Source organism: Trinickia sp. (assembly GCF_051953405.1).
In the GTDB taxonomy this organism is placed as follows: domain Bacteria; phylum Pseudomonadota; class Gammaproteobacteria; order Burkholderiales; family Burkholderiaceae; genus Trinickia.
In genome coordinates, this window is record NZ_JBQCIV010000081.1 from 1 (window position 1) to 10,835 (window position 10,835).

Annotated in this window: 8 protein-coding genes and 2 pseudogenes; 6 read left to right on the forward strand and 4 right to left on the reverse strand. The window is 64.2% G+C overall.

Annotation, left to right across the window (positions count from 1 at the left end):
* Both ACTHN9_RS13655 and ACTHN9_RS13660 read right to left on the reverse strand, forming a co-directional pair.
* Positions 1 to 77: pseudogene (locus tag ACTHN9_RS13655) on the reverse strand (serine O-acetyltransferase); the annotation flags it as partial.
* A gap of 226 nt (positions 78 to 303) precedes the next feature.
* Positions 304 to 1,113, reverse strand: coding sequence for an RNA methyltransferase (locus tag ACTHN9_RS13660; protein WP_440537297.1), 810 nt, complete (start codon positions 1,111 to 1,113; stop codon positions 304 to 306).
* A 318-nt stretch (positions 1,114 to 1,431) separates the two neighbouring features.
* On the opposite strand from ACTHN9_RS13660, the gene ACTHN9_RS13665 reads away from it, so the two are divergent.
* The 4 genes from ACTHN9_RS13665 (at position 1,432) to ACTHN9_RS13680 (ending at position 8,146) form a co-directional block, all read left to right on the forward strand.
* Positions 1,432 to 2,232, forward strand: coding sequence for an inositol monophosphatase family protein (locus tag ACTHN9_RS13665; RefSeq protein WP_440537298.1), 801 nt, complete (start codon positions 1,432 to 1,434; stop codon positions 2,230 to 2,232).
* Positions 2,233 to 2,369: 137 nt separating this feature from the next.
* Positions 2,370 to 3,668 (forward strand): lysophospholipid transporter LplT, encoded by a 1,299-nt coding sequence (lplT, locus tag ACTHN9_RS13670; RefSeq protein ID WP_440537299.1) that lies wholly within the window; start codon positions 2,370 to 2,372, stop codon positions 3,666 to 3,668.
* Positions 3,669 to 4,076: 408 nt separating this feature from the next.
* Positions 4,077 to 6,767: a DNA mismatch repair protein MutS gene (mutS, locus tag ACTHN9_RS13675; protein ID WP_440537300.1), complete on the forward strand. Its 2,691-nt coding sequence runs from the start codon at positions 4,077 to 4,079 to the stop codon at positions 6,765 to 6,767.
* Positions 6,764 to 8,146, forward strand: a complete 1,383-nt coding sequence (locus tag ACTHN9_RS13680) for a hypothetical protein (RefSeq protein ID WP_440537301.1) — start codon at positions 6,764 to 6,766, stop codon at positions 8,144 to 8,146. Before mutS ends, ACTHN9_RS13680 begins: the two co-directional genes overlap by 4 nt.
* On the opposite strand, the gene ACTHN9_RS13685 is transcribed toward ACTHN9_RS13680, so the two are convergent.
* The gene (locus ACTHN9_RS13685; RefSeq protein ID WP_440537302.1) at positions 8,123 to 8,665 is read right to left on the reverse strand and encodes an FKBP-type peptidyl-prolyl cis-trans isomerase; all 543 of its coding nucleotides are present in this window, start codon (positions 8,663 to 8,665) and stop codon (positions 8,123 to 8,125) included. The genes ACTHN9_RS13680 and ACTHN9_RS13685 overlap by 24 nt on opposite strands.
* A 31-nt stretch (positions 8,666 to 8,696) precedes the next feature.
* On the opposite strand from ACTHN9_RS13685, the gene ACTHN9_RS13690 reads away from it, so the two are divergent.
* Both ACTHN9_RS13690 and ACTHN9_RS13695 read left to right on the forward strand, forming a co-directional pair.
* Positions 8,697 to 9,938 carry a JmjC domain-containing protein gene (locus ACTHN9_RS13690; RefSeq protein WP_440537303.1) on the forward strand — a complete coding sequence of 414 codons (1,242 nt, stop codon included), beginning with the start codon at positions 8,697 to 8,699 and terminating at the stop codon, positions 9,936 to 9,938.
* Positions 9,939 to 10,166: 228 nt separating this feature from the next.
* Positions 10,167 to 10,445 (forward strand): hypothetical protein, encoded by a 279-nt coding sequence (locus ACTHN9_RS13695; RefSeq protein ID WP_440537304.1) that lies wholly within the window; start codon positions 10,167 to 10,169, stop codon positions 10,443 to 10,445.
* A 117-nt stretch (positions 10,446 to 10,562) separates the two neighbouring features.
* Here the strand turns inward: ACTHN9_RS13695 and ACTHN9_RS13700 are convergent.
* A pseudogene (locus tag ACTHN9_RS13700) lies at positions 10,563 to 10,835 on the reverse strand (MBL fold metallo-hydrolase); the annotation flags it as partial.

Consider the following 10,835-nt stretch of genomic DNA (forward strand, 5'->3'; position numbering starts at 1 on the left):
AGGACTTCCCAGGCACTGCGCGCGGCCGGATCCCGCTCCCGAATGGAGGCAATGTCTTCGCGAAGTCTCGTGAACATATGAATGGCTCGCTCGAAAAGCCGCGGCTGCGGCGCGCGAAGGCGCGCATATGACCGGCGGCGATTTGCATATGACCGACCGGCCGATTGTAGAGTGAACCGACGCTTTTTGCCCGAGGCGCTTTTTCGCCCTGTTCGTCTCAGGGAGATTGTCGAAACACCGGGGGCCCGGCGGGGGGCGCCCCGGTAGAGGCTCGCCTCGCACGAGCCCGTCGGATCGCGGCTGTCAGTCGCCCGGGCCGGACGTCTTGAGCAAGATGTGCTTGGCGATTCCGCGGACGATGTTGACTTCCTCGCGCTCGAGTCCCGCGCGCGCGAAAAGCCGCCGCAGCCGCGACATCAGCTTCTTGGGGTTCGACGGATCGAGAAACTCCAGCGCAATCAGCGCATTCTCCAGAGGCACGAACATCCGCTCGATTTCCTCGCTCGGCGCGCGCGGACCGAGCCCCTCGCCCGACGGTACGTCGACGGTCTCGCCAAGATAGGCGAGCCGCAGCTCGTAGGCGAGCACCTGAACCGCCTGGGCGAGATTGAGCGAGCTGTAGGCGGGATTCGCCGGGATATGTGCGAGCGCACTGCAGCGCTCGACGTGTTCGTTCGAGAGACCGGTGCGCTCGTTGCCGAAGACAAACGCGATGTCGCCGCCCGTCGCGTGCACGCGAGCTTGCTCGGCAGCCTCGCGCGGCGCGAGCTGCGGCGGGCCGTATTCGCGCATGCGTGCGGTCAGCGCCACCGACCACGTGACGCCGGCGAGCGCATCGGCGATGGTGGGCACGATGCGCGCCGACGCCAGCACATCCTCGGCGCCGCTGGCCATGGCGATCGCCTCCGGGTCCGCCTGCACGTGCGCGAGGCGCGGCGCAACCAGGACGAGCCGCGAAAAGCCCATCGTTTTGAGCGCGCGGGCGGCAGCCCCCACGTTGCCGGGATGGCTGGGCTCGACGAGAACGAACAACGTCGAGGTGAACCCGCCGTGGGGACCCGACGCGCAGGTGTGAACGGTGGCCGAGGGCGATGGCGAAGCGGAACGATTCAAGATGACGAGATAAGCGAAAACCGGTCGAAGGAGGTGTTGCGTAGCTGCCGATATGGTATCGCGCTCGCCGCCTCGACGCGAATCGCCGAAACATGCCGATCGCTCCCGCGACGGTTCGGCTCGCGCCCCGCCGCAACGTTCGGGCCGAGCCCGGGCCGGATTCGGGTAAAATCCCGCTATTCGTGACTTGTGCGCTGCTCGCGCGCATGCACATTGCTCTTCTTCAATTCGCTTTCGTCGACGGAATGCCCGTGCATTCCGGGCGGTTTGGCCCACTAGCCGCAGCGCTCGCCTGCCGCGGCACAAGGAACCCGTTTTATGCACCCGATGCTCAACATTGCCATCAAGGCAGCCCGCCGTGCCGGACAAATCATCAACCGCGCCTCGCTCGATCTGGAACTGGTCCAAGTCAGCAAGAAGCAGCACAACGATTTCGTCACGGAAGTCGACAAAGCGGCCGAAGCGGCCATCATCGATACGCTGAAAACGGCGTATCCCGATCACGCGATCCTGGCGGAAGAGTCGGGCCGTTCCGAAAACGAATCCGACTACCTCTGGATCATCGATCCGCTCGACGGCACCACCAATTTCATCCACGGCTTGCCCTACTACGGCGTGTCGATCGCCTTGTCGCACCGAGGCATCGTGACGCAAGCCGTCGTCTACGACCCGACCCGCAACGACCTGTTCACCGCTTCGCGCGGCCGCGGCGCTTATCTGAACGACCGCCGTATCCGCGTCGGCCGCCGCGATCGCCTCGGCGATGCGCTGATCGGCACGGGCTTCCCGTTCCGCGAAGACGACCGCGTGGAGGCCTACTGCCGGCTGTTCGCCGACATGACGCGCTCGTGCGCGGGCTTGCGCCGCCCCGGCGCGGCCGCGCTCGATTTGGCCAATGTCGCCGCGGGGCGGCTCGACGGTTTCTTCGAGCAAGGCCTCAGCCCGTGGGACATGGCGGCGGGCAGCTTGTTGATCACCGAATCGGGCGGCCTTGTCGGCAATTACACGGGCGATTCGGAATTTCTGCACCTTGGCGAGATCGTGGCGGGCAATCCCAAGATCTACGCGCAGATGGTGCCGATCTTGACCCCGTACAGCCGCGCGACGCAGAGCGACTAACGAGCGGCCGAGCGTCGCGCCGCGCTTTCGCGGCGCGACGGATGGCACGACAAAGGCGGCTTCGGCCGCCTTTTGTCTTCGACAAGCGGGTCTTCCTTTCTTCTCATTCCGAGCGTGCGCATCGCTCGGCTCGCCGGATGAAAAAAGGCTTCTACACGATCATCGCCGCGCAGTTCGTTTCGTCGCTGGCCGACAATGCCTTGCTGATCGCCGCCATCGCCATGCTCGGGACGATGCATGCGGCTAGCTGGTTCACGCCGCTCTTGCAGATATTGTTCACGACCTCCTATGTCGTGCTCGCCCCGTTTGCCGGCGCGTTCGCCGATGCGCTGCAAAAACGCCATGTGATGTTCGCCGCCAATGCGCTCAAGGCGACGGGCTGCGCGATGATGCTGGCGGGCGTGCACCCGATGATCGCTTACGGCGTGGTCGGCATAGGTGCGGCCGGCTATTCGCCCGCCAAATACGGGATATTGACCGAGCTATTGCCTGCTCAGCGGCTCGTCGCCGCGAACGCGTGGCTCGAATCGGCCACCGTTCTATCGACCATCCTCGGCACGGCGCTCGGCGGCGCGCTCATCAGCCCGTATGCGCAGCGTTTCGTGCAAGGACATCCGTTAGCGTTCGTGCATGACGCGCCCGATTTCGCGATGCTCGCCGTCATGCTCGTCTACGCGGCCGCGGCCTTGATCAACATCGGCATTCCCGATACGGGCGCGCGCTACCCGAATCGCTTGCGCGAGCCGCAACGGCTCGTGGGCGAATTCGTCGACTCCTTCAATGTTTTATGGCGCGACGAACTCGCGCAGATCGCCCTCTGGGTGACGACGCTCATGTGGGGGGCGGCCGTCACGTTGCAGTTGCTCGTGCTCAAGTGGGCCGGCGTCAACTTGGGGCTCACACTGTCGAAGGCTGCCTTGATGCAGGGCGCCACCGGGATCGGTATCGCGTGCGGCGCAGGCGCGGCCGCCGCGCTCGTGCCGCTTGTTCGCTCGTTAAAGGTGTTGCCCGTGGGCATCGCGGCGGGCTTCGTCGCGCTCGCCATGGCGTTCTACGGCAAGTGGCTCTTTCCGCCTACAGCCGGGATTCATCTCGGCGGCCACTTTATCGCCGCGTACATCGTCTTGGCCTACCCGTTGATGATCGGGCTCGGCGGCCTGGCCGGGTATTTCATCGTGCCGATGAACGCTCTGCTGCAACATCGCGGGGCAACGCTGATCACGGCGGGACATTCGATCGCCGTGCAGAACTTCAATCAAAACCTCGCGGTACTGCTGATGCTCGGCGCCTATGCCCTGCTGCTGCGCGCGAACATGCCGGTGCAATGGATCATCGTCACGTTCGGCGGATTCGTTTGCACGATGATTTGGCTCGCGAAGCGGCGCAGCCAAGCCAATGCGCGCAGGGTCGATCTGAAGGCGATGATGGAGCAGTGAGCGGCGTGCTTGGCTCGCCTTGCTTAGCGAGAATCGGCTCGAGTGCCTCCGGTGCGCCGTCCACTGATTCTTGCGGGCCCGAGCGAGCGCCCCGCACCACGCCAATTCCGTTCGTCGGTTTTCGTGCGCCGGGGCAAAACTCGGGCTCGGCGCCCTCGAATCCCCTAAAATGCGGGGTTTGTTCCAGACTTCGCTCCGACGACCGGTGCCCCCCGTTCTATTGCGCGCCGCCGGTCGCGTGCCAGCCCAAGATAGGCCGTTCGAACGACTACACCCAACGCCAGCCGAGAAAGTAGAGTCACTCGGACGCCGTAGCCCCTGGCCAACTCGCTACGCCGTCGTGCGCGAAGGCCAGAGGCGAGCGCAAGCGAAAGCGAGCACCCGAACACGTTTTTTCGAAAGTTACGCATGAAAACCGAAATTAGCGTCGATGCGCCGGCAGAGCAAATGCTCGCCAAGCACACCCCCTACATGCAGCAGTACCTGCGCATCAAAGCCGATCACCCCGGCACGCTGCTGTTTTTCCGCATGGGCGATTTCTACGAACTGTTCTTCGACGATGCCGAAAAAGCGGCACGCCTGCTCGATCTCACGCTCACGCAACGCGGCGCCTCGGGCGGCAATCCGATCAAGATGGCAGGCGTGCCGTATCACGCCGTCGAGCAATACCTCGCCAAACTCGTCAAATTCGGCGAATCGGCCGCCATCTGCGAACAGATCGGCGATCCGGCCACCTCGAAGGGTCCCGTCGAGCGCAAGGTCGTGCGCATCGTCACACCCGGCACGCTCACCGATGCCGCCCTGCTCTCCGATAAAAGCGATGCCTATCTGCTCGCCGCCTGCCCCGCGCACAACAAACGCGGCGTCACGACGGGCATCGGCCTCGCCTGGCTCAACCTCGCCAGCGGCGCATTGAGGCTCGCCGAGGTCGCACCGAACGAAGTCGGCGCGGCACTCGAGCGCATTCGTCCGGCTGAAGTGCTGGTCGGCGACAGCGCAGCCGACATCATGCCGAACGCGATCTCCGGCACGCTCACGCGCGTGCCCGCCTGGCACTTCGACGTGGCCTCGGGCGTTCAAAGGCTTTGCGATCAACTGAACGTCGCGAGCCTCGACGGCTTCGGTGCCGAGGGGCTCACGAGCGCGTGCGGCGCCGCGGGTGCGGTGCTGCTGTATGCGGCAGCGACCCAAGGCCAACAGTTGCGGCACATTCGCAGCCTGAAAGTCGAAACGGAATCGGAATATATCGGCCTCGATCCGGCCACGCGCCGCAACTTGGAGCTGACGGAAACATTGCGCGGCGGCGAATCGCCCACTCTGTGTTCGCTACTCGACACCTGTTGCTCGACAATGGGCAGCCGATTGCTGCGCCATTGGCTGCACCATCCGCCGCGCGCCTCGGTCGTCGCGCAATCGCGCCAACAAGCGATCGGCGCGCTGCTCGATGCGCCCCACGGAACGGGCCTCGACATGCTGCGCGGCGCGCTGCGCAAAATCGCGGACGTCGAGCGCATCACAGGCCGCCTCGCCCTGCTTTCGGCGCGGCCCCGCGATCTATCGAGCCTGCGCGACACGTTCGCCACGCTGCCGGCGTTGCGCGAACTCGTCACCGCCATGGCAGCCGGCACGCCGGCGCTCGAACGCATCGGCGCGGCGCTCGAGCCGCCCGCGGGGTGCGTCGATTTGCTCACTCGCGCCGTCGCCCAAGAGCCCGCAGCCATGGTGCGCGACGGCGGCGTCATCGCTCGCGGGTACGACAGCGAACTCGACGAGTTGCGCGACATTTCGGAGAACTGCGGTCAATTCCTGATCGAACTCGAAGCTCGCGAACGCGCCCGCACGGGCATCAACAATTTGCGCGTCGAGTACAACAAGGTCCACGGCTTTTATATCGAAGTCACGCGCGGCCAAACGGATAAGGTGCCCGACGACTATCGCCGCCGGCAAACGCTGAAAAACGCCGAGCGCTACATCACGCCGGAACTCAAGGCGTTCGAAGATAAAGCGCTATCGGCACAGGAGCGCGCGCTCGCACGAGAGCGCTCGCTCTACGACGCGCTCTTGCAAACGCTGTTGCCGTTCATCGAAGACTGCCAGCGCGTCGCCGCCGCACTGGCCGAACTCGATTTGCTCGCCGCTTTCGCGGAACGCGCGCAAGCCCTGCGCTGGGTCGCGCCGGAATTTTCCGAAGATGGCGGCATCGACATCGAACAAGGGCGCCACCCCGTCGTCGAGGCGCAGGTCGAACAGTTCGTCGCCAACGATTGCCGCTTGAGCGCCGAACGCAAACTGCTTTTGATCACGGGCCCGAATATGGGCGGTAAGTCGACGTTCATGCGGCAGACGGCACTGATTGCGCTGATGGCGTATGTCGGCAGCTACGTGCCCGCGCAACGCGCGCGCTTCGGCCCGATCGACCGCATCTTCACGCGCATCGGAGCGGCCGACGATCTCGCGGGCGGGCGCTCCACCTTCATGGTGGAAATGACCGAAGCCGCGGCCATTTTGAACGATGCCACCGAGCACAGCCTCGTGCTCATGGACGAGATCGGGCGCGGGACGTCGACGTTCGACGGCCTCGCGCTCGCCTGGGCCATCGCGCGTCACCTGCTCGCGGGCAACGGTTGCTACACGCTATTCGCGACGCACTACTTCGAACTCACGCAGTTGCCCACCGAATTCGCTCAAGCGGCGAACGTGCACTTGTCCGCCGTCGAGCACGGCCATGGGATCGTGTTCTTGCACGCCGTCAGCGAAGGGCCCGCGAGCCAAAGCTACGGGCTGCAGGTCGCCCAATTGGCGGGCGTGCCGTCCGCGGTGATTCGAGCGGCGCGCAAACACCTCGCGCACCTCGAGCAGCAGTCCGTCGCGCAGGCCACGCCGCAACTCGATCTGTTCGCGGCGCCCGTCTATGCCGAAGATGCCCCCGACGATCTGCCCGGCACGCCGTCCGTTCAAGCATCGCATCCGGCACTCGAGCGGCTCAAGGGCATCGACCCGAACGAACTGCGCCCGCGCGATGCACTCGACCTGCTCTATGAATTGCACCAACTGGCGAACGCCGAAGATAAGCATGCCCAGCAGGGGTACGAGCGGTGACGGCACCTTGGCGGGCTCGCCCGTATCGTGCCGTCGCCGCCTTCGCGCTCGCGCTCGTTTGCGCCGCGCCTTGCACCGTTGCCCACGCACGGGCCGAAGCGCCGAGCTACGCGTTCGCCGTGATTTCCAGCGTCATGAAAAGCGGGGCCGACGAGCCGGCCGCGCGGCGCTTGCTCGAGGCCATCGGGCTCGATCGACGCTTGTCGTTCGTTGTCTATGACGGCAACCTGAAAGGCGCGCACGAGCGATGCTCGGACGCGCTTTACGACCGGCGTCAGCAATTGCTGCAAACGTCGGCTATCCCGCTCGTCGCCCTACCCGGCCAACACGACTGGGCCGATTGCACGAGTTCGAGCGGCGGCGGCTACGATGCCGCGGAACGGCTCGATTTTCTGCGGCAGACGTTGTTCTCGGACATGAACGCGTTGGGTTCATCGACATTCGCGTTGACGCGCGAAAGCGAAGCGGCGCGCTTTCGCGTCTTTCGCGAGAACGTCCGTTGGGAAGCCGAGGATACGGTTTTCGTGGGCTTGAACGTCGTGGGAGGGAACAATCACTATTCCGATGCCGGAGGCCGCAACGGCGAGTTCGACGATCGCGCGATCGCCTCGGCGTTTTGGCTGGAGCATGCGGCGGAATACGCCAAGCGGCGGCGCGCGAAAGCGCTGGTGGTGTTCATCGAAGCGGACCCCAACTTTTCGCGCTACGAAGAGCACACCGATCGCTTTCCGTGGCTGCGATTCGCTCGGCACCGCAAACCCGACGGCTACCTCGAATTCAAACGGAGCCTCGTTAAAGCGGCGCAAACGTTTAGCGGGCCGGTCATCCTGATTCATCATGACGCGCACGCCCAAGCGGCGGGGTTCGTCATCGATCAGCCGCTATACAACGATAAAGGCGACCGTGTCGCCAATCTCACGCGCATCGGGATCGCGCCGCGCAATCCATTGACGCAATGGGTGGTGCTCGATGTGAATTACGGCTGGCGGGTGCCCTTTAGAGTGAGCGTGCGCAACGTATCGAGCACGTTGCCGCTGCCTGCACCGCCTGTCGCCCCGATTGCGCCTATCGCACCCATGCAGGCGCCGTCTTCTAGCGCCAGTGCGCCGGGGCCCGCGCTCGAGCCGTTGCCGGGGATCCAATATGTGATGCCCGCACCGACCATCGCGCAACCGGCATCGGCACCGCCCGCACCGGCTCAAGAGCCGCCCTTGCTGCCGGATACATTCGGTACTGGCCAAGCGCAGCCCGCATCGGCCTCGGCCACACCTGCCTCCGCGGCAAGCGCGCCGCCGGCACCCGGCAGCGCACCCGCACCCGCACCTGTGCCCGCGCCCGCGCCAGCCGAGCCGAACTCAGTGCAGGGTGGGGGTTCCTGATTCGCCCTCTTCGTCGTCATCGTCTTCGTCGACGACCTCGATGCCTTCGGCACCATGCGCATGGGCGTGTTCGATCTCATCGGCCGTGGCTTCGCGCACTTCCTTGACCGTCAGCGCAAATCGCAAGGCCATGCCGGCGAGCGGATGATTGCCGTCGAGCACGACCTTGTCTTCCGCCAGATCGGTGACCGTGTAGATCAGCGAATCCATTTCGTCGTCGTCATCCTCGGGCGTGCCTTCGAATTGCATGCCGACTTCGAGCGGCTCGGGGAAGCGGTTGCGCGGCTCGATCTTCACGAGTTCGGGATCGTATTCGCCGAATGCGTCCTGAGGCTCGAGTTGGATCTGCGTCTGGAAGCCCGGCTCGTGCCCATCGAGCTCTTCCTCGATTTTAGGGAACGTGCCATCATAGCCGCCGTGCAGATAGACCATCGGCTCGTCGCTTTCTTCGATGAGGTTGCCCTGGGAATCCGAGAGCTTGTAAGCGACCGCGACAACGGTGTTCTTTGCAATTTTCATTCGAGTCTCCAAAATACGGTTCCATTATACGATGCCCAAGCGGCCCCTTGACCATCGGGCCGGTACGGCCACCACGTCCGACCTGCCCGCGGCGTTAGCAGCGCCCCCCTCGCCCGATTCGCCTACGCCTTTGCTCGGCGGTTTGACGCCGTCGCAATTCATGCGACGGTACTGGCAAAAAAAGCCGCTACTGATTCGCGGCGCCATCCCCGATGTCGCCGCGCCGCTCTCGCGCGATGCGCTGTTCGAACTCGCCACGAGCGAGGACGCCGAATCGCGCCTCGTCTCCCATGCGCGCGGACGCTGGAGCCTCGAGCACGGCCCGTTCGATAGCGACGCGTTGCCGAGCGTCAAACGCCGCGAGTGGACGCTACTCGTGCAAGGCGCGGATTTGCATGACGATCGCGCGCGCGCCCTGCTCGACCGCTTTCGTTTCGTGCCCGATGCCCGCCTCGACGCTCTGATGATCTCCTATGCCACGGATGGCGGCGGCGTCGGCCCGCATTTCGATTCTTACGACGTCTTCCTGTTGCAGGTGCACGGCAAGCGTCGTTGGCGCATCTCGGCGCAGCGCGATCTCACGCTAAAACCTGGACTGCCGTTGAAGGTTTTACAGCATTTCGAGCCCGAGCAGGAATGGCTGCTCGAGCCCGGCGACATGCTGTACCTGCCGCCGCATATCGCGCACGACGGTATCGCGCAGGGCGAATGCATGACCTGCTCGATCGGCTTTAGGGCACCTTCTGCGAACGAGCTGATCGGCCAGTTTTTGTACTATTTGGCCGAACGGGGCGAGCTAGCGCATTCGCCGGCGGGCGAGCGGCTTTATCGCGACCCGCGCCAGAGTGCCGTCGCGCATCCGGCCGAGTTGCCCGCCGCGATGATCGCCGAGCTTGGCGCGATCCTTGCGCGCGTGAAGTGGACCCAACGCGATTTGGTTTCGTTCCTCGGCAGCTATCTGAGCGAACCCAAGCCGCAGGTGGTGTTCGACGCGCCCGATCGTCCGCTGGCCGAAGCGGCGTTCATCCGGCGCGCGCAGGCGTCGGGCGTACGGCTCGACAACAAGACGGCGCTCCTGTATGGCGCACGGACCTACTTCATCAACGGCGAAGAATCGGCCCTTCCACGTAGCCGCAAGTGGCTCTGCGAATTGGCCGATACGCGACGAATCGAGGGGAAACGCTTTGTAACACTCTCTACCGATGAATCGATGACAGCGTTGCTGTACGAGTGGTATTGTGCCGGCTGGGTACGAGTCGGCGCATTTTCATGAAGCTGGCCGCCCTCCCTATCGATTACGGTTAAATTCTGTATGAGAAAGGCAACGTATTGACCCTGCTTTGTCGACGGTCGGTACGAAAGTGCATATAATTTCCGCCCAAGCCGTGGGGAAGATTCACGCTCTGAAGTGCATCCCACCAGCGGCCTAGGTTGGTGTTGGAGCACATTACCGGTCTTATTTCGCGCTGTTGCTTACCGTTAACCATAAAAGGACGTGATCATGAAGAAATCCCTCCTCGTAGCATCCCTGTTGGCGGCTGTTGCACTGGCTGCGTGCAATAAGAGCAGCGACCAAAACGCTGCCGCTCCGGCTAGCGACGCTGCCGCTGCTTCGGCTCCCGCTGCTGCCGCTTCGGACGCTGCTGCGTCGAGCGCTGCTGCTGCTGCGAGCGACGCCACGGCTGCTGCGAGCGACGCTGGTGCCGCTGCTTCGAGCGCTGCTGCTGCTTCGGACGCTGCTGCGTCGGGCGCTGCTGCTGCTTCGGGCGCAAGCCAGTAAGAAGCACCTGCCTGTAACGAGGCAACAAAAAACCGGCCTTGAGCCGGTTTTTTGTTGCCTGTTTTGTTTTGTTGACTATCGTTTTGTTTTGCTCGTTCGAGCGTCCCTCCCGTCAGCTCACGTCCCACTGCCACCGCATCCGAGCCAGTCGAACCCGAGCGCCTGCGACGCGACCATGACGTCCTCGGCCGCCGTGCCAAGCACGTCCGCCAGCGCCTGTTGCGCCAGCTCCGGCAGATTGTTTTGCTGACTTAAATGCGCAGCGACGACATGTGAAAGCCGCGTCCGATCCAACGCCGCCAAAATTTGCGCCGCCGCATCGTTGCTCAGGTGTCCGTGACTACCGCCGATCCGCGCCTTCAGCGATTGCGGATAGCGGCTCGTCGCAAG